Below are 23,471 nucleotides of genomic sequence, written 5' to 3' on the forward strand. Positions count from 1 at the left end.
GGTCCCTCCTCCACGGGGGCTTGGCCGAAGTAGCCCCGGGGATCGCGGTCCAGGAGCGGGGGGAGCGCCGGGGCGCGGACGGAGGGTACGTCCCCGCCGGAATCGCCGTAGCGGCACCCGAGCCCCGGAGCAAAGCACAGGGCGGCCGGGAACAGGCACAGCGCGGCAAGCGCCCGGCGCCGGCCCGGCCTCGGGGAGGAGAGGGCTCCCGCCGGAGCCCTCCGGGGGGTGCTCGGGCTCATCTCCCTTGCCCCCCTCCCAGGGCGGCTAACAGGAACCGACCCAGGTACTCGGCCAGGTGGGGGCCGTAGAGGGCCATCCGCGCCTCGTAGACGGGGTCGGCGTAGCGCGGCGCCGGGAGCACGTACCCGACGTAGTCGTTGGCGAGACTTACCACGAGGAGCTCCATGCCTGCGGCCCGGGCGCGGTCCTTCCACTCCAGGCCGACTTCGGCGCCCACCTCGGCGGGGATTCCCGCCAGGAGGAGGGAATCGATCCCCAGCACCTGGAGGCGGGCGGTGCGGTCCAGGAAGAGGCTGCCCACGAAGGAGGGGAGGCGCCGGGTCCGGGTGACCTTGATCTGGGGGGGCGGCAGGGGGACCTCGACGGCCCGGGCCCACAGCGCCGCCCCGGCGCGGGGGGGAGCCAGGGCAGGCGCTGCACGCACCCGCTCGGCCAGGAGCCTTCCCATCTTCTCGGCCCGCGCGAAGGGGTCTTGCCCCTCGGGCGGCTTGGGCCGCTGGTCCGCCACGGCGCCGGCGGTGAAGAGGGCCACGGCGTCGCCCTGTTCCTCGAGGGTCCGGCAGAGGAAGCCGGGGTAGTCGCCCGAGACAAGGCGGTTGCCCTTGCCCAGGACCGTGGCGTGGGCGGCGAAGTTCACCAGGTAGCTCCTGCGGGGAGAGCCCCGGGCGTCGAGGACGAGGACGCGCACCTTCGGGTCCACGGCGCCGCCCCGCACCCTGCGGTTGGCGATCAGGTCCGGCGCCTCGAAGCGCCGCTCCGTGAGCCACACCGGCTCGAGCCGAGCGTGGGCCTCGGCGACGGCGCGCGCCAGGCGCTCTACCGTGTGGTCGAAGAACGCCGGGTCGAAGCTTCCGGCGGCCGCCCGCTCCCAGAGCCGGCGGCCCAGGGCCCCGGGGCCGGAGTGGGTGTGGGTGGCGGCGATCATCAAACCCTCGGGGGCGACGGGGAGCTCCCTCGCAACGGCGCGCGCCACGGCCCCGGCGAGGTGGTCCGCGACGGCGAGGAGGTCGGCCGAGACGAGGGCGACCGTGGTCAGGCCGTTGGCGAGGACGAGGGCGCGGGCGTAGACCGGGTCGTGGACGCCCGCGGACCTCCTCCCCCCATGCCCCCCCAGGGGGACGCCGGCGGGGGGCGTGAGCTCGACCCGCGCCGCGCCTGCCCGCAGGGGGCCGGCCCGGGCCGGGGGGGCGGCAAACCCCGCGATCGCCTCCCGGGTGCCCCCGTAGAAGGGCTGCTCCTCGAGGGGGGTGTGGTCGAGCGGGAGGCAGCCGGACAGGAAGAGGCACAGAAGCGCCCAAGCTCCTCGTCGGGCCCCCCTCGGCCCGAGCGCCGCGCTCACGGCCGGCCGCCCTCCTCCAGGAGTTCCGCCACAGCCCGGCTCAAGACCGGCGCAAGGCGGGAGCTCGCCGAGAGGGTCTCCTCGTAGTGGTTTGCGTCGCCGCAGCGGTCGGTTCCGTACCGGCGCCGGGGCAAGTAGCGCGGAAAGACGAAGTCGTTGGCCGGCACCACGTAGCCGAGCTCGTCGTTGGCGAGGCCCAGGACGAAGAGGGGCGCCCCCGTCGCGTACCCGGCCCAGGCCGGCTCGGGGGGAACGCCCGGGTGGGCGGCGCCGACCCGCTCTCGGCCTTCCCCGTACATCTCCTCCTTGCGGGCGGTCGTCCGCCAGCACTCCTCCCCGCCGGAGAGGTGCCCCCCCAGCACGAGCTCCGGGAACGCCTCCCCCGGCACGGTCAGGAGCCGGGCGACGGGGCCTCGGGACCCCGTCAAGGTGACGACGGCCGCCTCGGTCTCCACTTCGTCCCCCCAGACCCCGGCACGGCGGCCGCCCCGGTAGGTGGTGCGGTGGATGACGCCGAAGGCGTTGGCCAGCCGCAGGGCGAGGTTGTCCACGGGGAGGAAGAAGGTGCGGCTGGCCACCTCCAGGCCGGAGACCTCGGCCGGCGGCGCACCCCGCAGCGCCCGCGTCACCGCCCAGGCTGCGAGCTCCCCGATCCGCCGGGTCTTCTCGAAGGAGCGCTGGGGCAGCACACGCCCCTCCTCGTCGCCGACCCGGGTCCCCAGCGTCGTGAGGAGCCCTCCCAGGGCGCCGCTGAAGTACAGGGCGACGCCGCCCCACCCCTCCACCTCCTTGCCGCCCGCCACGAAGCCGCCCTGCTCCAGGCCCTCGCGCAGGAAGTGGGGGAAGTCGGAGCTCAGGAGGCCCGTCTCCTGCCCCAGGGTCTCCGGATGCACCGCGCCGTTGACCAGGATGGCCACGGTCTCGCCCGAGAGAGCTTCCGCCCGCAGGGCCAGGAGGCGGTCGTCGACGACGATGGGGTCCCGCCGGTCTCGGATGAGGGCCCCGAACTCCCGCGGAAAGCGGGTCTCGGCCAGGGTAAGCTGCACGGGGACCGCAGACGCCGCCGCGTCGCGGATCGCTGCCGCCGCCTGCCGGCGCACGTGGGCCAGCAGGCGGGGATCCTTCCCGTCGGTCCAGGGGTTGGGGCCCCAAATGCCCAGGGAGTCCGGCCCGGCGTGGGTGTGGGTGCAGGCCACGGCCACGTAGTCGAGGCCGAGGTCAGCCACCGCCTCGCGAATTGCCAGGACCTCGTCGCGCAAGAGGCCGATGAGGTCCAGGACGACGAGCGCGACCGCCGTACCGCCGGCCCGCAGCACGAGGGCCCGCGCCCAGAGGGGGTCGTGGACCCCCGTCGCCACGTAGTAGTCTCCCCGGTGCTGGAACCCGGCCAGGAAGGGCCCGTCCCACTTGCCGTTGCCGTTGAGGTCCGTGAAGGGGTCAGCGTGGGCCCAGGGGCGCAGGGGATGGGGGGCGTCGTAGCGGCCGTTGCCGTTCGCGTCGGCGAAGGGCTCGGCCCACACCCGGCCGTCCGGATCGACAGGGGTGATCGGGCGAGCCGCGGCACCGGCCAGCACGGCGGCCCCTTCTCCCCGGGCTTCCTCACCCTCCTCCCGTCCCCGGGCCTCCCGGACGTAGATCGGGTTCGAATAGATCCACGGCCACCACCGGTGGGCCACGAAGAGGGACACCTCCACCCGATAGGCACCTGGTCCCGACGGCGCCAGGGAGAGGTCGGTGCCGTCGACCTCTCGAACCACCTGTCCCCCCGCCACCACCCGAATCCTCCCGGGAAGCGGCGTCTGGACCCTCAGGACCAGGGTCGGCGTCTCCACGACCTCGGCCCCCATCACCCCGGCGAACCCCCCGTCCTCCGCCCAGTAGCCGAACCCGGTTGCATCGACGAGGCCGTCGAAGGAGAAGTAGGCCCGGCCGGCGACCAGGGCGGAGAGCAGCTGCTCCTCGTCCAGGGTGGGGGCCAGCACGTGGGTTCGGACGAACCGCAGAGTCACGTCGTACGGGTCCGCCACGAAGCCGCGAAACTTCAGGTTCTGGTGGGAGTCGTTGCCGGCGATGGCCGTGATACGCCGCGTCCTCGTGATCTCGTCGAACCGTTCCAGCCCCCGGCGGGGCGGGTCGAGGATGCCCAGGAAGACCTCCCGCCGGTACTCGGGGTAGGAATAGAGGACGTCCAGGAACCACTTGGGCCACTTCAAGCGGTTTTCCGCCGCGTCGTCGAGGATGTCGTAGACCTCCATCCCGTCGATGGGGGAATCCCAGTTCCGGAAGCCGTCCGGGTGGGCGGCGAAGGCGAGGCCGCCCCGGGCCTTCACGTCCCGGATCACCTCCTCCATGGGGATGCTGTGCCTCTGCACCGGCTCGTCGAGACCCAGGACCAGGAGGCTGTTGCAGCCGGCTCCCGTCGGGCCGCGGCAATCCTTGGTGATCTCGGAGCCCCGCACGAAGAGGACCCCGTCGAGCCACCCCCGAAAGCCCTGCTCGTAGACCCGGGGGCGGTGGTGGTCGGTGGTGATCACGAAGGCGCTGCCGGCCTCCCGGCTGGCCTGGGCGATCTCTTCCAGGGTGCCCTCGCTGTCGTGGGAGAGCTCGGTGTGGACGTGGATGGCCCCGGCGAAGTCGCGGAACGGCTCGGGCAGGGGGAGGGGCCGACGGGCCTCGGCCAGGGCCTCGAGCTCCCGCCGGAGGTTCTCGAGCACGACGTGGGGCGTGCACGAGGCGAGCGCTGCGCACAGGAGGGCGGCCGGCACGATGCCGGCACGAGATCGGGTCACGATGGCTCCCCGCCGCGGGTAGGTGGGCGGCCCCAAAGAGGGTACCCAGGGCTCCCGGGGTGTCAAAGGGCCGCAGCTGCGTGCGCCTTCCTACGAGCGGGGGCGCGGGGCGAGACCCCGCCCCGGAGCGCGGCGGTCCCCGGCCCGGCGCGGGTCCCTTCCCCTCCGGAAAGACGCTTGTGGTGGGATGACGCCCCGGGATTGGGCGCCGGATCCGCTCGCCTCAGGCGCTGAGCACGGCGTCGCGGGTGGTCTCCTTGACGCGGTACATGGCCTGGTCGGCCAGGCGGATCAGGGCGAGCTTGCTCTGGGCGTCCTCGGGGTACGTGGCCACGCCGAAGCTCGCGGTGAGGCGAATGCGGTAGCCCTGGTCGGAGAGGAAGTAGTGCTCCTTGATCTTGTGGCGGAGGTTCGAGGCCACGGTGAGCGCGCCGTCCTTTGCGGTGTTGGGCAGGACCACCACGAACTCGTCGCCGCCATACCGGGCGGCGACGTCGGAGGACCGCACGTGGACCCGAACGAGCTGGCCCACCTCGGTGAGCAGGCGGCTGCCCACCAGATGCCCGTGGGTGTCGTTGATGTCCTTGAAACGGTCCAGGTCCAGGAAGACCAGGGACAAGGGCATGCCGTAGCGGCGGGCCCGGTCCACCTCGTGGTCCAGGTACTCCAGGAGATGCCTCGCGTTGTAGAGCCCCGTGAGGTCGTCGGTAATGATGAGCTCGCGCACCTTCTCGAAGTAGCGGGCGTTCTCGATGGCGATCGCCGCGAAGTCGGCGATGGTGGAGAGGATCTGGAGATCCGCTTCCGAGAACTCCCCCTCGTCCATGTTGTTGAGCAGTTCCACGACCCCCAGGACGCGGTTCTTGCACCGCAGGGGTACGCACACGATGGAGCGGGTGGTAAATGCCACCGCCTCGTCCACTCCGGGGGCGAAGCGCGCGTCCCGGGTCACATCGGGGATGAGGAGCGGCTCCCCGTGGAGCGCCACCCAGCCGGCGATGCCCTCGCCCTTCTTGAGGCGAATCCCCTTGAGGCGGTCCGCCGCGGGGGAGACCGCGATCTCGAAGGTGAGATCGCCGGTGGCGTCGTCCACCAGGAGCAGCGACCAGTTCTTCGGCCGCAAGAGCCCGCTCACCTTCTCCATGATGGCGCCGAGCACCTCCCGCAGATCCAGGGTGGAGGTCAGGGCCTTGCCGATCTCCACGAGGGTCGCGAGCTCTTCGCTGCGGCGCTCGAGCAGCGCGAGGAGCTGCTGCTCGCCGCCCGGCGGGGCTGATTTTCGGGACTTGCGCTGGGGCGCAGGGGCCATTGCTCCTCGCTTTGCACGTCGGGCATTTTCCGGGATCGCTGCCGCGGACCGCGCCGTTGCAGTGTTCGGCACCGGGGCACGGACGGCACCTGAATCCACCACCAGGTGCCTGGGCAGGGTCCGGGAGCCCTGGCCATGGATCAGGGCCCCGTGCCGCCTCGACCGATCCGCGGCAGCCCGACCGAAACCGGTGCGGCTCGGCGCACCTTCGCCCTCGAAGACGCTGCCTGCGAACATCGCGGATTGCGGGGCGGAGCGCAAGGGCTCCCGGACCCCGCTTGCCACCCAGGTGGTAGATCGTGGGGCAGGCGCCGCCTTGCACCCCTGTACCTCTTCGGCTAGTATGCCCAAAGTTTTGAGAACTCCGTCAAAAAACGTCCTTCGGGGGCACCATGCGGGTCGCCTGCAGCCGCTGCCAAGCGCTCTACGAGGTACCGGACGAAAAGCTCGCGCGAGGGGCCGTGAAGGTGCGGTGCTCCTCGTGCGGTCACACCTTTGGGGTCCGCGCCCGCTCGGCCCAGCCCCCCTCCCCTCCCCCCGCCGAACGGGACTTCGAGAGCTTCGGCGCTTCCCCGGCGTCACCGCCCCCCTTTCCTCCGGAGCCCGGCTCCCCTGACGCCCCCTCCCCGCCGGAGGCCGGCCGGGCTCCCGAGGCGCGTTTCGAGGACTTCGACTTCTCCGCCAGGGGCGGCGTCGACCTGGCCGAAGCGCTGTCGAGCACGGCGCTGCCCTCCCCGTCGGACCTTCCGGAGCGGGAAGAGCCCGAGCCCCAGGGCCTCACCGACGAGACCTTGAGCGCCCTCGGGGAGCTCGACCTGGGGGACTTCGACGACCTGGACAAGGGGCTCGACCTGGACCTGCGCGGGGAGCCCCTACCGGCCGCCCCCCCCGCCCGGGAACCCCTGGAACAGGTTCGCGGAGAGGATCTCATCACCCCGCGGGGCCGCGAGAGCAGGGGGGCGGCAACCTCCGACGAAGTCCCCCGCCTGGACATCCAGCGGGGCCCCCGGCGCCCGGAGCCCGCTGCACGCCCCTCTCCCATCCTGGCCAGGGACCGGCGGCGTTCGCCCCTCTTCTGGGTGGTCGCCCTGGTGGCGCTCGTCACCCTCGGCTACACGGGATACAACCTCGCTCAGCACCCCGAGGCCTTCACCTTCTTGAGCCCCGCCAAGGTGCGTAGCCTCTGGCAGAGCCGCCAGATCGAGGCCGTGCTGGGGGTGGAAGGCCTGAACGGCTACTACCGCGAGGTGCGCGCGGGGCGGCGGGTGTTCGTGATCCGCGGCGAGGTGGTGAACCGGGCGTCCGGGTCCCAGAGCCTGATCCGGGTGGAGGGAAGCCTCTACGGCAAGGACGGAAAGACCCTGGCGACCAAGCAGGTCTACTCGGGCAACGTACTCTCCGACGCCGAGCTCCAGAACCTCTCGGATGCGCAGATCGAGGCGCGCCTCCAGAACGAGGTGGGCGACGCCATGCAGAACATGGAGGTGGGACCCGGCGCCCGGGTCCCGTTTACCGTGGTCTTCCCGGCTCCTCCCGACGGCGTGGACAAGTTCAGCGCGCGCCCGGTGGACGCCCGGTCCGGCTCCGGCACCTGAGAGCACAGGCAATGACCTCGTAGGCTCCGCCCCCGGAGGACCCCATCGGCCGCTTCACCCCGCTTGTTCCCCACCTGCGTCCCCACCTCTGCGCGTTCGTCCTCGGGTCGGGCAGCCTTGTCTTGGCCAGCGCGTTCCAACTGGCCGCGCCGTGGGTGCTGCGCGACGCCATCGACGCGCTCCAGGCCCCGGAAGGTGCAGCCCTCCTGACCCGCTACGCCCTGGTCCTCGTGGCGTTGGCCGCCTGCCAGGGCGTCTTCAAGTTCGCATCCCGCCGCCTCTTTCTCGGCGGTGCGCGCCGGGTGGAGCACGACCTGCGGGGCACCTACTTCGCCAACCTGATCCGGCTCCCCGCCTCCCGCCTGGAGGCCGGGCGCCGGGGCGACTTCGTGAGCCGGGCGACCCACGACCTGCAAGACGTGCGGCTCTTCCTCGGGGCAGGCGCCCTGAACTTCCTCCAGACACTGATCCTGCTCGCATCCGCCACCGCGCTCCTGTGGCGCATCCACCCCCTGCTCACGGCCGTCGCCCTGGTGCCGTTCCCGGTGGTCTCGGTGCTGGTGCGCCGGTACTCGCCCCGGCTCCACCGCCGCTACCTCGCCGCAAACGAGCGCCAGGGGGATCTCTCCGCCCTGGTCCAGGAGGCGCTCGCCGGGATTCGGGTCGTGCGCGCCTACCACCGGGAAGCCTGGCAGGAGACCCGCTTCGATGAGGCCAACCGCGCCGTGCGCGACGCCCAGGCCCGGGTGGTGCGCACGTGGTCGCTGCTCTTCCCCCTGGTGGGAGTGCTCGCCGGGCTGGGCCAGATTGCCGTGCTGGGACTCGGGGGCGCCTGGGTGGCCCGGGGCACCCTGAGCCTGGGCGACTTCGTGGCCTTCAACGCCTACCTGGCCATGCTGACCTGGCCGATGGTGGCCCTGGGGTGGACCCTGAGCCTGGTGCAGCGGGGCGCCGCCGCCCTCGACCGCCTCCGGGAGGTGCTCGAGTGGCCCCACGACCCGCCGGGAGACCGGCGGCCCGAGCCGGGCCGCGGGCCGTGCCTGGCAGCCCGGGGGGTGTGCTTCGCCCACGAGGGGACCCGCAGCCAGGTGCTCCGGGGCGTGGACCTGGAGCTCCCCCAGGGAGGCTTTCGGGGGCTGGTGGGAGCCACCGGCTCGGGAAAGTCCACCCTCGTGGGGCTCCTGGCACGCCTGCGGCGCCCGGTTCGGGGATCGATCGCCCTCCACGGGGTCCCCCTGGACGCGGTGGACGCGGGAGTCCTGCGCTCCCACATGGCCCTGGTGCCCCAGGAGGACTTCTTCTTCGCCGACACGGTGGCGGCCAACGTGTGCCTGGGACGGCCCCGGCAGGCAGAGCGCCTCGCCTGGGCCCTGGAGGCGGCCGGGCTCGCGGCGGAGGTGGCCGCCATGCCCCGGGGACCGGACTCGCTCGTGGGCGAAGGGGGCATCACCCTCTCCGGAGGGCAGCGCCAGCGGCTGGCGATCGCTCGGGCGCTCTACGGGCGCCCCCAGTGCCTGCTCCTGGACTGCGCGCTCTCGAGCCTCGACACCGAGACCGCCCGGCGGGTGCTGTCGGGCATCCGCCGCGCCCTGCCCGAGGCGGCCCTCCTGGTCGTTTCCCACCGGGGCTCCGAGGTGGACGACGCCGAGGAGGTCTGGTTTCTGCGCGACGGCACCGTGGCCGCCCGGGGCCGGCACCGGGAGCTCTTGCAGTCCTGCCCCGAGTACCTGCGCCTCTACCGGGAAGAGGAGCTGCGGCGCGAGTTGGGCGAGGAGGCGGCGTGAGCCGCGCCGCGGGCGGCCGCGAAGTCCCGGACCGGGCGGTGGACTGGCGCCTCCTGCGCCGCCTGTGGCCCTTCGTGAAGCCCTACGCCGCTTCCTTCGGCGCCGGCATCGCGCTCATGGGGCTCGCCGCGGCCGCGAAGCTCGCCGGGCCCTACCTGATCAAGCTCGCCATCGACGGCCCCATCGCCCGGGGCGCGCCCGGGGAGCTCCTGCCCTACGCGGTCCTCTTCCTGGCCGCCCAACTCCTGGAGGGGCTGCTCGACGCGGCCCAGACGATGCTCGTGCGCATTCGGGGCGAGGACGTGCTGCGCTCCCTGCGCTCGGCCCTCTTCGCCAAGGCACAGCGCCTCCCGGCCGGCTACTTCGACGCCACCCCCGCGGGCCGCACCCTGTCGCGGATCACCTCGGACGTGGTGGCGCTCTCCGACCTCTTCAGCTCGGGCGTCGCGGCCCTGGTGGGGGACGTGCTCCTCCTGGTGGGCATCCTCGCCGCGATGGTGCACCTGGACCCGTTTCTCGCCCTGGTCTCCTGCGCGACCCTACCGCTTCTCCTGGGCGTCACCGAGGTCTTCCGGCGGCGCATGCGGGCCGTCTACCGGACCACCCGGGAGAAGACCGCGCGCCTCACCGGCCGGCTCCAGGAGTTCCTGCGGGGCACCGAGGTCCTGCGGGCCTTCGGCGCCGAGACGTGGGCGGAAGGCGAGTTTGGCCGGGCCAACGCCGAGCACCGCGACGCCTTTCTACGCTCCGTGACCCTCTACGCCCTCTTCTTCCCGCTGGTGGAGCTCGTGGCCGCCCTGGCCCTGGCGTTCCTGCTCTGGCAGGGGGGCGGCGCCGTGGTGCGGGAGGCGGTCACGTTCGGTGTGCTCGTGGCCTTCATCGAGTACCTGCAGAAGTTCTTCCGGCCCTTGCGGGACCTGAGCGAGAAGTACAACGTCCTCCAGGCCTCTCTGGCGGCCGTGGAGCGCATCGCCGAGTTCCTGGACCTGCCCGAGGAGGCTCCCGGGGGCTCGGGCCGGCCGCGGCTGGGGGGGGCCCTGGAGCTCGACCGCGTGGGCTTCGCCTACGACGGCGGCCCCCCCGTGCTCCAGGACCTCTCCCTGGCCGTCCGCCCCGGGGAGGTCGTGGCCCTGGTGGGACCCACCGGGGCGGGCAAGTCAACCCTGGTGAGCCTGCTCCTGGGCTTCCACAGCCCCACCGCGGGAACCCTGCGGGTGGACGGGCGCGACCTCAGGGACCTGGAGCTCGGGTCCTACCGGGAGCAGGTGGCCCTGGTGCCCCAGGAGGTGTTCCTCTTCCGGGGCACGGTGCTCGACAACATCTGCCTGGGCCGGCCCCAGGTGGACCGCGCCGCCGCAGAGGCGGCCGCCCGGGCCGTGGGTCTCCACGAGGCCGTGCTGGCGCTGCCCAAGGGCTACGACACCCCGGTACTGGAGGAGGGCGCCCTCCTGAGCGCGGGCCAGCGCCAACTGGTAGCCTTTGCCCGGGCCCTGGCCGGCAGCCCGCGCCTGCTCGTGCTGGACGAGGCCACCTCCGAGGTGGACCAGGCCACGGAAGCCCAGATCGAGGGGGCCCTGGAAACCCTGTTCCAGGGCCGCACCAGCCTCGTGGTGGCCCACCGCCTGGCCACCGTGCGCCGCGCCCACCGGGTGGTGGTGCTGGTCCGGGGGCGCGTGGCGGAGGAAGGCACCCACGGGGAGCTCTTGCGCCGCGGCGGTCTGTACCGCACCCTTTACGAGCTCCAGTTCCGCCGCCCGGCCGCCTGAGGCCGGGAACTCGAACCCGAGGACACCGCCGATGGGAGAGACGATCCCCCCCGAACACCTGCCCGAGCTCCTGGCGCTCCTGGCCGCGCTGATCCTGCTCTCCGCCTTCTTCTCCGGGTCGGAAACCGGGCTGCTGGGCGCCGACTGGCTCAAGATGCGCTACCTGGCCCGCAAGGGAAACCGGCGCGCCCGCACCCACCAGACCCTCATGGAGCGCCGGGATCTCCTGCTCGGGACCATCCTGGTGGGAAACAACGTGGTGAACATCGCCGCCTCGGCCATCGCCACCGCCGTGGCCCTGTCCGTCTTCGGCGAACGGGGCATCGCGCTGGCCACCGGCGGCATGACCCTGCTGCTCCTGGTCTTCGGCGAGATCGCCCCCAAGACCTTCGCGAGCCAGCGGGCCGAGACCGTTGCGCTGGCCGTGGCGCCCGTCTTTGCCCTGCTGCGGCGGGTGCTCTACCCTGCAGTGGTCACGGTGACCTTCCTCTCCAACGGCCTGCTGCGCGCCTTCGGCGCCCGGCCCGAGGCCGTTCCCCGCCCCAGCCTCTCGGAGGACGAGATCCGCGCCCTGCTCACCGAGGGCGGAGACGCGGGCGCCGTGGCCGAGAGCAAGCGCCGCATGCTCCACGGCATCTTCCAGATGGGGCGGCAGACCGTGCGCGAGATCATGGTGCCCCGCACCCGCGTCCGCGCCCTCGACGTGGCCACCCCCCTGGGGGAGGCGGCCGAGGCCTTCGTCACCACGGGCTATACCCGGCTTCCGGTCTTCCGGGAGAACCTCGACGAGATCCTGGGCATCGCCCACGCCCGCGACGCCCTGGCCCTGGTGGCCAAACCGAGGGGGGGGGAAGGCAGCCTCGCCGCCATCGCCCGGGAGCCCTTCTTCGTGCCCGAGTCCAAGGACCTGGAAGCCATGCTCTACGAGTTCCAGACCCGGCGCACCCACATGGCCGTGGTGGTGGACGAGTACGGGGGGGTGGAGGGCATCGTCACCCTGGAGGACGTGCTGGAGGAGATCGTGGGAGAGATCCGGGACGAGCACGACGTGGAGGGAGAGTCGCTGCGCTTCCTGCCCGGCGGGGAGGTCCTGGTGCAGGGGGGCCTCTCGATCCGCGACGTGAACCAGCGCCTCAAGCTCAAGCTCCCCACCGACACCGACGTCACCCTCGGGGGCTTCGTCATGACCCGGCTGGGCCACATCCCCGAGGTGGGGGAGACCGTGCGCCACGGAAACTCGATCTTCCGGGTGGAGCGCACCGGCCGCCACCGGGTGCTCCTGGTGCGGGTGACCCCCGTGCCGCCCTCCTCCCCCGGCAAGGGCAAGGTGCCGGCGCAGGGGGCCAAGCGCAAGGCCTGACCCCTCCCTCAGGGGAACAGCGCGGGGCTGCGAAGCCCCGCATCTTCCTCCCACCCCATCATCCGGTTCAGGTTCTGCACGGCCTGGCCGCTCGCCCCCTTCACCAGGTTGTCGATGGCGCTCACGAGCACGAGCCGCCCCGAGGGGCGGTGGTCCACCGCCGCCATGTGGCAGGCGTTGGAGCCCTTGACGTAGGCGGTACTGGGCAGGGCGTCCCCCTCGAGCACCCGCAGGAAGGGCGCGCCCCGGTAGAACTCCTTCCAGATCTCCCGCACCCGCGCCGCGTCGGTGCCCTCCCGGGGCAGGGCGTAGACCGTGGAGAGGATGCCCCGGTCCATGGGCACCAGGTGGGGCGTGAAGACCAGGGGCACCTCCGACCCGGCGGCCCACTCGAGCTGGCTTCGGATCTCGGGCTCGTGGCGGTGGGCCGCCACCTTGTACGCCTTGAAGCCCTCGTTCACCTCGCAAAAGAGCATGCCCTGGGTGGCCTCGCGCCCGGCGCCCGACGCGCCGGACTTGGAGTCCGCCACGATCCCCTCCGGGCACACCGCCCGCTCCAGCAAGAGCGGAACGAGCGGCAGGAGCACGCTCGTGGGGTAGCACCCGGGGTTTCCCACCAGCCGGGCCCGCTCCACCGCCGCCCCGTGCACCTCGGTAAGGCCGTACACCGCCTCCGCCAGCAGCTCGGGGCAGGCGTGGGGCCCGTAGTGGATCTGGTACACGGAAGGGTCCGCGAATCGAAAGTCCGCCGAGAGGTCCACGACCTTCTTGCCCCGGGCCAGGAGCCCCGGCGCCGCGGCCATGCTGGCCTTGTGGGGCAGCGCCAGAAAGAAGACCTCCGCCCGGTCGAGCACCGCCGGCGTCTCGTGGCTCTCGAAGGTGAGATCGAGCTGCCCCAGGCTCGGAAAGCACTCCCCGAGCGGACGCCCCGCGTAGGTGCGCGACGTGATGACCGTGACCCGGGCGTGGGGGTGGACGTGCAGAAGGCGCAGGAGCTCCGCCCCGGTGTAGCCGCTGGCGCCGATGATGCCGACGGAGAGCATGGAAACCTCCCGCAAGGTGTGGGCTGCGGACAACGCCCCGGATGAGGGAGCGCCAGTGTACGAGAAGGGGACCCGGGAAGGAAGGCCCGGACGACGGCGCCGTTGGCCGTTGGCGATTGGCCGTTGGGAGAGAGAGGGGCCCTACGCTTCACGTCCCACGTTTCCCTTGCATCCTCCGTGTGCCGTGCGCTAGGACGGGAGTACTCGCTTCACGGGGGTGGCGCGATGAGGGAGCCCGCTCGGCAGGGTCCGTCCGGTCGCAAGCAAGAGGCCGCATCCGCAGGCACAAGCCCGCGGGCGCTGCCTCCTGTCAGTCGCCGCCCGGCGGGCGTTCATTGCAATCGCGGTCCGGGACTACGGGTACTGTGCGGCGGCGGTGGGGCGCTACCTGGGGATAGTACCGTGCACGGCGCAACGACAGGCGAGTGTCGGGGAGCCGGCGCCCCTGACCCAGCGCATTCGGAAGGACCTGGGGATTTGAATTGCAGTATTTCAGTTACCCTTTACTTCCGGCGCTGAGCACGTCGAGTGTTATCCTCGTGCGACCGTAATCCGGGCGCGGAAATTGGTCTTGAACGGAAACGTTGCTGCGCCCGTCTCCGACGACGGGCGCAGCAACGGGCAATCGCGCGAACTCACGCGATGTGAATCACCGGTTTGAGCATGTTGTCTTCCTTCGTATCCATCATCCAGAAGGCCTTTTCGATCTGGTCAAACTTGAAGTGGTGCGTCGTCATCTTTGTCGGATCCACGCGTCCGGTCTGGATGAGGCGCATCATCCGATTCATGCGCTCACTTCCGCCGGGACACAGCAACGTCTTGATCGTCTTTTCGGCCATCCCGACGCCCCATGCCAGCCGCGGGATGCTGATGTAGTCCCCCTCGCCATGATAGCCGGCGTTGGAAATCGTCCCACCGGGCCGCGTGGCATTGATGCACGCTTCGAAGGCCGATTGGTTGCCGACCGCCTCGATGGCCGAGTCCACCCCCTGCCCGTTGGTCAGTTCCATGATCTTCTGGATGGGATCCACCTTGGAGAGATCGATCGTAACGTCCGCGCCATACTCCTTCGCGAGTTGAAGGCGCTGAGGGATGCTGTCAACCGCGATGACCAGGCCCGCGCCCAGCAGGCGGGCGCCGACCGCCGCCATCTGGCCGACCGGGCCCAGCCCGAAGACGGCGGCGGTGCCGCCCAAGATGATGTCGGAATTCTCCGCTCCCTTGAAGCCGGTCGTCATCATGTCGGTCGCATAGCACGCCGCCTCATCGGACACGTTGTCTGGAATGCTGGTGAGATTGGCATCAGCATCGTTGACATGGAAATATTCAGCAAAGCTGCCGTCCTTGATGTTGGCGAACTTCCACCCACCCAGGGGCTGCCCGCATTGAGACGTGAACCCTCTCTGACAGTTTTCGCACTTGTAGCACGGCGTGATGGCGCCAATAACAACGCGATCCCCGGGTTTGAACAAACTGACCGCATTGCCCACCCTGTCCACGATGCCACACGCCTCGTGCCCCAACGTGTGATCCGTCCTCTCCCCGATGGCCCCCTTCACGGTATGCACGTCAGATGTACAGACCAGCGCCGTGGTGGCCTTGACGATGGCATCATTGGGGCCCGGGTCGCCTGGGATCGGCTTCTCCATGATGCCCACCTCGCCGATCCTCTTCATCACGAACGCTTTCATCATCTTCGCCATTTGCCTCTCCTTCTTGCGGGATACGGGAGAGCGCGATGACGTGCACAGCGCACTCCACGGAAAGAATCGGTCCTGCAGCCTTCCATCACTGCCACGCGAAGCCTCGTCGTCGAACCGTGCGCTTCCAACTGGAACCGGGTTCCCTCCCCGAGTCCCGGAGCCTGCCGTTCCCTGAGACCAGGTTTCCTTCGCCCACTCGCCGCCGGGGCCGTCGGGCCTCCTCGACAAGGCGTTCAACGAAGTTCACAATAGAGGTGTCAAACGGCGTTGTAAATCAGGGCAAACCCTCATTCCAGGGCAAATTCTTCCTGGGGGTTTTCTCCTAGCTCAACCGTCCAGAGACTCAACAAGGGTCGGAGGGAGCGGCATGCGGGTGCAAGGGCCCATAGGGAGTTTCCCCCACAGGATCAGGAACCCCTTCTCGGCATCGGCCGGCGTGGGCCATCGCGGCCTTCAGCGATGCAATGGCCCCGTGGTAGCGCGGTATTTTGCCGATAGCACGAGGGTCGCCACGATGAGCGGCTTCCAGTAGATGGGCCGGATCGCTCTCGTTGTATTACTGTAGAGAGGTGAACAAATTGCAGGAATCACGAAAGCGCTTCTACGCTTTATCCAACCGCACCCAGGACGGAATATATAGTTTTAATTTATCCATCAACAAGTACGTATACACAAATCCGGCTTTCATAAAAATATTCGGTCACCCGTGCAAAGACATCGCTACAACTGCATCTGTCAATGACAGAATTGTTTCATCCGACCGGCAGAAATTGAGGGAAAAAATCGTCGCATCGTTGTCCGATGGTCGCGAAGGCGACGAGATGGAATACCGTTGCGTCGACAACGATGGCAACATCAGATGGATGCACGATCGTTGGATTGTGCTGCGGGACGGGAAGGGAACTCCCGTTGCCATGGAAGGCATCGTTCGAGACGTAACGGAGATGAAGAACGTCGTCAGCGTCAAGAATTTCCTGGAAAGTGTCCTTGAAAGCTGCATGGACGCCATCGTTGTGACGAACCGCGACGGGTACGTCACACTCGTAAACAGAGGTGCCGAAACCTTGTTTGGAACCAATCGGGATGCTCTCGTTGGCTCTTTCATCGGGAACATCATCCGCAGTGGACCCAACGCCGGTCATGATATCTATCAAACCATTTTGGATCGGGCTCCAATTACGAACCTAGAGATTGAAGCCTATGTAGCCGACGGATCCATCGTTCCTCTCTTGATCTCCAGCGCCCCTCTTACCGACGCTGAAAATTTGATGACAGGCACTATCAGCTACATGCGAGACATGACGGTGCGGAAACAGACTGAAGAGCGCATTCGTACTCTCTCCCAACAACTTATTCGGACACGGGAGGTGGAACTTAGTGGTATTGCGCGTGACTTACACGATCAATTAGCGCAGAACCTGTACGCCCTGAACATACAACTCTCTACATTTATCAAGAGGCTTCCGCGGTCAGGTATAGACCATACAGTTCAGCCACAGGAATTGCTGGATTCTCTTCAGAGCATCATGAGCGATGTCCGGAAGATGGTCTTCACCATTCATCCTCCCAGCCTCAACACGCTTGGCTTAGTCTGTACGCTCAACAACTTATGCAAGAACATATCGAAGATTCACGGGTTAACGATCGTTTTCAAGTCGGCAGGGTTGGATGCACTGAACATGAATTTCGACGAAAAGATTGCAGTCTACCGTATTGTCCAAGAGGGGCTAACAAACATTGTCAAACACGCGAATGCAAAGAACGCGACGATTCGCATCGTTTTTTCTTACCCTAAGATCATTATACGAATTGAAGACGACGGAGATGGCTTCTTTGTAGAAGGGTTGGCAGCGAAGCACAACACGGATGCAGGCATGGGGATCTGGAGCATGAAGGAGCGAGTGGGACTGCTCAACGGCCGAATGACAACGCGCTCCGAGATTGGGCGAGGCACGAAGATACTTGTCGAGATACCTTTTCAGGGCGACGATCGAGGGGTCTCATGAGCCTGACTACCGATTCAAAGGTCGGCATTCTCCTCGTAGACGACCACACGTTGTTTAGAAAGGGACTCAAGCTCCTTCTTGATGAAAGCCCTCAATTCGAGGTGGTCGGCGAGGCGGGCAGCGCCGAAGAGGCTTGCCAGATAGCGGGCGAACTAAGGCCGCCCATCGTCTTGATGGACATTGCGCTTCCGGGCAATAGCGGCTTGGAAGGGGCCCGCCTGATTTGCTCACAACACCCACCGACAAAAGTCATCATGATCAGCATGCACTCAAAGAAGGAATACATCATCCAAGCCCTTCAGTCAGGTGCGGTCGGCTTTATAGTAAAAGACAGTACTCCTGACATGCTTTTGACTGCATTGGATACCGTTTCAAAGGGACACTATTACTTCGACCACACCGCAATGGATGAGATCGTACAATACGTACTGGACCGCAGCACCGGGGCGCTCTCTGCATCAGAATCGAATTACGACAAACTCACCCAAAGAGAACAGGAGGTCATGAGATTTGTGGCGGAAGGTCTGACGACGAAGCAGATCGCTTCCCACCTGTGTATCAGCCCGAAGACGGTGGAGAACCACCGGACCAAGATCATGGACAAGCTCCACGTCGACAATATCGTAGATGTCGTCAAATACGCAGCCAAACTCGGCATTATCAACATACCCACTTGAGGGAGCTTTCCATGGAGATGAGTGGAGTCTCGCGCTCCAGGACCATGAAGGCCTTTGCGATGCTTGGAATCGGAGAGACCGGTTTCGTCGAGAAGCCCATACCGGAACCGGGTCCGAACGACGCCATTATCCAGACGACCGCCGCCTTGGTCTGCACCAGCGATTGACACACGGTCCAGGGCTCGGTCGGAGTCCAGCACAACCTGACGATTGGCCACGAAGGGGTGGGAATCGTCTACCGGCGCGGCAGCGAAGTACGCGCGGTGAACGAAGGCGACCGCGTCGCGGTCAATGCGATCACGCCGTGCTTCCGCTGCGCCCCATGCCAACAGGGGGCCACGTCCCATTGCGGCGGGCTGCTGGGGGGCTGGAAGCTGTCCCACTTAAAGGACGGCGTGTTTGCCGAATACTTCCACGTGAACGACGCGGAGGCCAACCTGGCGTTGGTACCTGACTCCATCAGCGACGAGGCGGCGTGTTACGCCACCGACATGATGCCAACCGGGCTGCGGGGGGCAGAGCTGGCAGACATCCCACTGGGCGGGACGGTGGCGATCTTCGGCCAGGGGCCGGTGGGTCTGATGGCGACGGCCGGGGCCCGGCTGAGAGGGGCCGGACTCATCATCGCCGTCGACAAACGACCCAATCGGCTGGAGTTGGCAAAAGCTTTCGGTGCGGACATCACCCTGGACTTCACCGCCGTGGATCCCGACGAAGAGATCATAGAAATTACGAGAGGGGTCGGCGTTGACGCGGCCCTGGAGGCGATCGGCTCACAGATGGCGATGGACTCCTGTCTTCAAACCACACGGCCAGGGGGAACGATCGTGAACCTGGGGATTCACAGCGACGGCGATAGTATCGACCTTCCGATCGACGCCTGGGGCCGAGGGATGAGCGACAAGACCATTCGCAGCGTCCTGTGCCCCGGCGGAAGAGAGAACATGAAACGGATGATGAGGCTCATCGAGACAGGCCGGATCGACCCCACCAAGCTCACGACGCACACCTTCCGTTTCGATCAATTGGAGAAAGCGTTCGGGATGATGAGCAAGAAGGCTGACAATATCATCAAACCCCTTATTCTGTTTTGAGAGGTCTCGGCCAGACGCCCTACCGTTCCGGAACGGAAAAGGGACGAGACGGCAACGGCCGCAGTAGGAACGCGGGTCGCCCCGCGCCCCCTGCACAGATCCAGGCGTGACTTCGGGCGGCGTGAGCCTGGCAGTACGTACGTCGGTCGGGGCGCGGCGATCGTGCAACAGCCCCCGTTTCTTCGCCAACTGGTTGCTCATGGAGTAGGTTGGAAAGCGGCGTTCCCTTCGCTCCCTGAGGACGTGCCGGCCGTCCCGGCCGTCCCCATTCCCCCGTCCTACCTCCCTTCAGAAGGAGCTCATCCAATGGACCCACTCTCCGTGACCGGCCTGGAACTCTTGCAGGGGATCATCGACGGCAGGTTTCCCCGGCCGTCGATCTTCGACACGATCCCGCTTCGCCCGGTGGAAGCGAGCCGGGGTTACATCAAGTTCCTCGCCCATGCGGACGAGCGCCACAAGAACCTGTTTGGGGGCGTTCACGGTGGGTACGTCGCTGCTGTGCTCGACTCGGCGCTCGGGTGCGCGCTGCAAACGGCCCTCGACGTGGGAGTCGGTCACGCGATGGTCGACCTGTCGGTCAAGATGCTCCGGCCGATTCCCTTCGACCAGGAGCTGATCGCCGAGGGCCGGCTCCTCCACCTCTCGAGGACCATCGGCGCGGTGGAGGGCACCCTCAAGAACGAGGCGGGCCAGCTCTTCGCCCACGGCACGGGCACGGCGGTCGTCCGTCGACCGTAGCAGAACGTGGCTAAGCGGACTGCACCCCGCCCCAGCCACGGGGAGCCGGGCCGCAGCATCCGACGAGGCTTCGTGAGCGCGGCGGGCGCCGCCGCTCCCCGCCCCTCGGGGGCCTTCCGGAGCACGGCTCGCGAACGAAGGGAAACGCTCCTTTCTAGGAGGGTTGGCCGGGGCGTAGGCGGAAGGGGCGTCATGCCAAGGGGTCCGCGTCGCGGCACGGCCGGGAGCCCTCCCATCGAGGGCTCCCGGCGAGCGGTATCGCGCAGCGATCGGGTCGCTGCGCCGCTGCCGCTGGGCGAGCGTGGGGCTCCTACTGCCTGGCCAGGCTGACGGGGCTCGAGATTGCGTTGTCCATCCCCAGGTCCAGGAAGAAGGTCGCGGTCAGCGTCGATCCCGAGACGGTGCCGTTGGTGAGGGTCGCGACGAAGGGCGCGGTGCCGATGAAGCCGTCGCCTTCGGCCTCGACCTTTCCGGAGGTCCCCGAGACGGAGCCGAAGAAGTCCTCGATCGGCGCCCCCCCACCCGGGTCGCACTCCGTCCCCGAGACGAGCACCGTCGCGATGGTGCCGCTCACGTCGAAGGCGCCCTCGTAGGGGTCGGCGAGGGTTCCGCTCCCCGTCACGGTCACGTCCACGATGCCCGAGAGGGAGTGCTCCCAGACGCAGCCCAGCCCGGTCTCGGTCATCGTCCCCGAGAAGGGACCGGAGTACATCCCCGTACCGCCCACCGGCGGGCAGTCGCGAAGACACACGCCCCCCACGGTCTCGACCCACTCCGGCACGGTTTCGCTCTTCGCCTCCAAGAGCCCCTTGTGGGCGTCGAAGGGGTTCCTGCGGACCCGGTCGGCCAGGGAAGCTGCCGTGACGGGATCGATCTCGTTGTTGACCAGGGCCTCGTAGATGTTCGCCCGGGCCTTCACCGAGGCGAGGGAGACGAAGACCTCCGGCTGGCCCAGTTCGAGGAGCATGCCCACGGGATCGGGCAGGAGCAGGCTGCTCGCGACCGTCGTGACGAAGGCCTCGACCGTCTGGTAGGCCGTGGTCTGCTTGAGGTCGGCGAACGCCTGCTGGAGCGTCTTGGGGGCCGGCACCCGGGCGCTGGAGGAGAAGCTGCCCCCCGCCACCTCGCCGTCCAGGTAGTCGGCCAGACTCTGCGGTCCCCCGGGCACCGCGTCCACAGCAGTTGCCCACTGATCCAGGGCCTCCACGAACTCCACGACGTCCATCTGCCCGTTCAAGGCGGCGGCGTCGAGGACCACGAGCGCGGCGACGGCGTCCGAAACGTCGCCTCCTTGATCGTCCGACCCCGAGCTTCCCCCTCCCCCGCCTCCACAGGCCCCGAGGACCAGGGGCGAGACAAGCAGGGCGAGTAAGACCGCCATCCATCGTTTGGACGAGTGCTTCATCGGATTCCTCCTCGGCGACAGGGGTCGCCTCGTGCAGGTGTTCCAGGGATTCCCAAGAGACAAATGGTCGATTTCCGGCGAGGGCACCGCGGCGGCGGGCGTGCCCTCACGTCAAAGGGCGCGACCCGCGGGCGCAAGCGACAGCGGACCGGACAGCGCAGCCGTCTCGGCGGAAACGATCGAGGAATGCTGGGATACGTGGGGTGTCCTTCCCGCAGAGCACCGCTTCCGTCGAAGCCAGTCCTGGCCTCGACGTCCGCCGACTTCGGGATGCTCTACGGCAAACCACCCAAACAACTTGAGTGCTCGGCCGCTCGGTGCGCCCTGGGCGTGTCCCCGTCCCCCTCGCGTCCCCGAATCATGGACATCCCCTGCGGCCATTTACCGCTGGCGGCGAATGCGATATGCGAGCCAGCGTTCCTCGAGGGAGTCCATGCGAAAGGTCCTCAGTCCTGTCTTGAGTATCGCCGTCCACGTATTCCGGCAGCGCAAAGGCACGAATACATGCCGACCCATGGGGCATCGCCTACAGTCCTCGCAAGGGCCGTTCCTGAAATCATTCCACTTCGTCCCCCGCCAGATGTCGCCTAGCGGCTGGCTGCGCACGTTTCCGACAACGTTTGCGTGCGTGTACTCGACCACGTTGCACGGGTGGACATCCCCACTGGCAAGGATCAGCGCCTGCCGACGGGGAATGCGGCAGGGCCGGTTGTCGGCGCGGTACCAACCCGCAGCCCACTGCTCGTAGCTGAGGTCTCTTGGCGAGAAGACCCGGCGCAGCGAAGCGATCGCCAGGGACCGGATGTCCCACTCCAGCCCTCGGCATCGATCGAGGGCCCGAGGAAGGATGTCTTCCCTGAATTCCAGGACCTGGCGGGGAGAGAGGCCATGCAGTCCGTCGAAATCCCCCTCCAGGTAGGACACCAGCCAACCGCTGGAACCCGCGCGTAGGTTGAGCTCCAGAAGATCTCCGAAGTCGCGATAGTTTTCGCGGGTTAGGATCGTCTGCGTGATCAGCGTAAAGCCCCGGTTCCCGCCCTGCTGCAGTCGCGCGAAGAGCTCGATGTTTCGGGTGGCCTTTTCCCACAACCCCTTGCTGCCTCGCATGGCATCGTGCCGGGACGCAACGTGGCTGTAGAGGGAGATGTCGAGCACGTCCAACCCGGCACCCAGCAGATCCGCGGCAATCGCATCTCCATCGAAGCTACCGTTCGAGTTCATCCTGACCCGCAGCCCGTGGCGTTTGCCGGCGCGAATCAGCTCTGTCAGTCGGGGATAGATCGTCGGTTCGCCGCCGCTGATCGTCAGGTGCCACACTCCCAGCGCCACGGCGTCCGAAAGCACGTTCTCCCAATCCATGAAGGACAGGGTGGGACCTCCCCTGAGATCGCGGTGCAGGCGGCGGCGGGAAGCGCAGGTCGGGCACGCCGCGGTGCAGGCCAGCGTTGGCTTGACGACCAAATGGTCGAGGCGCCTCGGCATGCTCTCCTCAGTTGGAAACCCCACGCAGCAGATTCAGCGCCGGTCGCAGCGGACCAAACCGGCGGTGCACCTTGTGCGTGTTCATGCTGTGGGAGCAAAAGGGACAGAAGTACTGACCGTCGGTGGCCGGCCCCCCGCACCGGCTGGCCATCCTGCGTGCGTTCAGGTAGTGGGCGCTGTTCCAGATCGCGGGAAATCCACACTCCCGAAGGTCCCCCAGCGCGGGCGTGGTCTTGCCGTTGCGTTGGCAGAGAAACACCTTTCCGTCCGACCGGATGTAGCTGAAGAACCACGCGGGGTAGCAGGGCGTGTGTTGCCACAGCCGGCCCCCCGTCCGGTAGTGGAGCAACATGGTGTCGATGTTGCTCTCGATGGAGAGCGCAGCAAGGCGAGGAATTATCCCTGCGAGGTCCTCTTGGAGGACCTCGCAATCCTGGGCGGAAGGTTGAAACCGGCGAAACGCGTCCTCTCCGAAATCCACCAGTGGAGAGAAGCACAGACGATCGCAGCCGCAGGCTTGCGCCAGGGGGACGACGCGCTCCACGTCCTGCGTGTTGTGTTGCGTCACGGACTGGCACAGCTCCAGCAAGGGAAAGCGGGCCCCGCGTTCCCGCTTGAGCCGGGTCAGACGCTTCATTCCCTCGACGATGTCTCCGAAACGCGGGGCGGCTTCCCTGCCCACCTGATCCGCAAAACCCTCCTCGGTGCCACTCCACAGACTCACCCTCAGCACATCCAGGCGAAGATCCATCAGCGTCCGGATCGTCCCCTCGGTAAGCGAGGTCCCGTTCGTGTACATGACCAGCTCGAATCCATTGCGCTTGGCTGTCTCGATCAGGTCGAACGCACGAGGATGCAGGAGTGGTTCTCCGGTGCCGACGAAGAACATGAGCCGCGTTCCCATTGCGTGAAGGTCCTCGCACAGCCGGCTGAACAAATTCGGGCAGATGTCTTCGCCAATGCTCTTGTCGCGCCTTGAGTCGACCAGTGGCGAATGCCATCTGCAGCACCGACATCTGAGATTGCAGCGGTGCGTGACATCAATGTGAACGTAGAGCGGCCCGACGTAGGCCCTCTGCCCGGACAACAATCCGCGAAACAAACCCAGTCGATATGTCCATGGAGCCGCCATCGG

Annotated in this window: 16 protein-coding genes and 1 pseudogene; 8 read left to right on the forward strand and 9 right to left on the reverse strand. The window is 67.8% G+C overall.

Annotated features, from left to right (window positions below):
• The 4 genes from AB1578_07830 to AB1578_07845 all read right to left on the reverse strand — a co-directional run.
• On the reverse strand, positions 1 to 242 hold a 242-nt coding region (locus AB1578_07830; protein MEW6487809.1), incomplete at its 3' end, for a hypothetical protein.
• On the reverse strand, positions 239 to 1,582 hold the full coding sequence (locus AB1578_07835; GenBank protein MEW6487810.1) for a neutral/alkaline non-lysosomal ceramidase N-terminal domain-containing protein: 1,344 nt from the start codon (positions 1,580 to 1,582) through the stop codon (positions 239 to 241). The genes AB1578_07830 and AB1578_07835, both read right to left, overlap by 4 nt.
• Entirely contained in the window at positions 1,579 to 4,371 is a 2,793-nt protein-coding gene (locus AB1578_07840) for a hypothetical protein (protein MEW6487811.1), read from the reverse strand. The genes AB1578_07835 and AB1578_07840 overlap by 4 nt, the downstream gene beginning before the upstream one ends.
• 223 nt (positions 4,372 to 4,594) lie before the next feature.
• Positions 4,595 to 5,680, reverse strand: coding sequence for a sensor domain-containing diguanylate cyclase (locus AB1578_07845; GenBank protein ID MEW6487812.1), 1,086 nt, complete (start codon positions 5,678 to 5,680; stop codon positions 4,595 to 4,597).
• 392 nt (positions 5,681 to 6,072) lie between these two features.
• Between AB1578_07845 and AB1578_07850 the strand changes: the two genes are divergently transcribed.
• The 4 genes from AB1578_07850 to AB1578_07865 all read left to right on the forward strand — a co-directional run bounded on the left by AB1578_07850 (position 6,073) and on the right by AB1578_07865 (position 12,185).
• Positions 6,073 to 7,275 carry a DUF3426 domain-containing protein gene (locus AB1578_07850; protein ID MEW6487813.1) on the forward strand — a complete coding sequence of 401 codons (1,203 nt, stop codon included), beginning with the start codon at positions 6,073 to 6,075 and terminating at the stop codon, positions 7,273 to 7,275.
• A gap of 122 nt (positions 7,276 to 7,397) precedes the next feature.
• A complete protein-coding gene (locus AB1578_07855) occupies positions 7,398 to 9,059 on the forward strand; it encodes an ABC transporter ATP-binding protein (protein ID MEW6487814.1) in 1,662 nt (553 codons plus the stop codon).
• Entirely contained in the window at positions 9,056 to 10,825 is a 1,770-nt protein-coding gene (locus AB1578_07860; protein ID MEW6487815.1) for an ABC transporter ATP-binding protein, read from the forward strand. The genes AB1578_07855 and AB1578_07860 overlap by 4 nt, the downstream gene beginning before the upstream one ends.
• A gap of 31 nt (positions 10,826 to 10,856) precedes the next feature.
• Positions 10,857 to 12,185 carry a CNNM domain-containing protein gene (locus AB1578_07865; protein ID MEW6487816.1) on the forward strand — a complete coding sequence of 443 codons (1,329 nt, stop codon included), beginning with the start codon at positions 10,857 to 10,859 and terminating at the stop codon, positions 12,183 to 12,185.
• 8 nt (positions 12,186 to 12,193) lie between these two features.
• Here the strand turns inward: AB1578_07865 and argC are convergent, their stop codons facing one another.
• The gene (gene argC / locus AB1578_07870) at positions 12,194 to 13,228 is read right to left on the reverse strand and encodes an N-acetyl-gamma-glutamyl-phosphate reductase (GenBank protein MEW6487817.1); all 1,035 of its coding nucleotides are present in this window, start codon (positions 13,226 to 13,228) and stop codon (positions 12,194 to 12,196) included.
• A 635-nt stretch (positions 13,229 to 13,863) separates the two neighbouring features.
• The gene (locus AB1578_07875) at positions 13,864 to 14,919 is read right to left on the reverse strand and encodes an NAD(P)-dependent alcohol dehydrogenase (protein MEW6487818.1); all 1,056 of its coding nucleotides are present in this window, start codon (positions 14,917 to 14,919) and stop codon (positions 13,864 to 13,866) included.
• A gap of 581 nt (positions 14,920 to 15,500) precedes the next feature.
• Here AB1578_07875 and AB1578_07880 point away from each other — a divergent pair.
• From AB1578_07880 to AB1578_07895, 4 genes and pseudogenes are all read left to right on the forward strand, one after another.
• The gene (locus AB1578_07880; GenBank protein MEW6487819.1) at positions 15,501 to 16,937 is read left to right on the forward strand and encodes a PAS domain S-box protein; all 1,437 of its coding nucleotides are present in this window, start codon (positions 15,501 to 15,503) and stop codon (positions 16,935 to 16,937) included.
• On the forward strand, positions 16,934 to 17,614 hold the full coding sequence (locus tag AB1578_07885; GenBank protein ID MEW6487820.1) for a response regulator transcription factor: 681 nt from the start codon (positions 16,934 to 16,936) through the stop codon (positions 17,612 to 17,614). Before AB1578_07880 ends, AB1578_07885 begins: the two co-directional genes overlap by 4 nt.
• A gap of 44 nt (positions 17,615 to 17,658) precedes the next feature.
• Positions 17,659 to 18,708: pseudogene (locus AB1578_07890) on the forward strand (NAD(P)-dependent alcohol dehydrogenase).
• Positions 18,709 to 19,014: 306 nt separating this feature from the next.
• Positions 19,015 to 19,449: a PaaI family thioesterase gene (locus tag AB1578_07895; protein MEW6487821.1), complete on the forward strand. Its 435-nt coding sequence runs from the start codon at positions 19,015 to 19,017 to the stop codon at positions 19,447 to 19,449.
• Between the two features lie 310 nt (positions 19,450 to 19,759).
• Here the strand turns inward: AB1578_07895 and AB1578_07900 are convergent, their stop codons facing one another.
• From AB1578_07900 to AB1578_07910, 3 genes are all read right to left on the reverse strand, one after another.
• Positions 19,760 to 20,854: a hypothetical protein gene (locus AB1578_07900; protein ID MEW6487822.1), complete on the reverse strand. Its 1,095-nt coding sequence runs from the start codon at positions 20,852 to 20,854 to the stop codon at positions 19,760 to 19,762.
• A gap of 381 nt (positions 20,855 to 21,235) precedes the next feature.
• Positions 21,236 to 22,336: a radical SAM protein gene (locus AB1578_07905; protein ID MEW6487823.1), complete on the reverse strand. Its 1,101-nt coding sequence runs from the start codon at positions 22,334 to 22,336 to the stop codon at positions 21,236 to 21,238.
• A 7-nt stretch (positions 22,337 to 22,343) separates the two neighbouring features.
• Positions 22,344 to 23,468, reverse strand: a complete 1,125-nt coding sequence (locus tag AB1578_07910) for a radical SAM protein (GenBank protein ID MEW6487824.1) — start codon at positions 23,466 to 23,468, stop codon at positions 22,344 to 22,346.
• Between the last annotated feature and the right edge of the window lie 3 nt (positions 23,469 to 23,471).

Source organism: Thermodesulfobacteriota bacterium (genome assembly GCA_040756475.1).
Taxonomy (GTDB): domain Bacteria; phylum Desulfobacterota; class Deferrisomatia; order Deferrisomatales; family JACRMM01; genus JBFLZB01.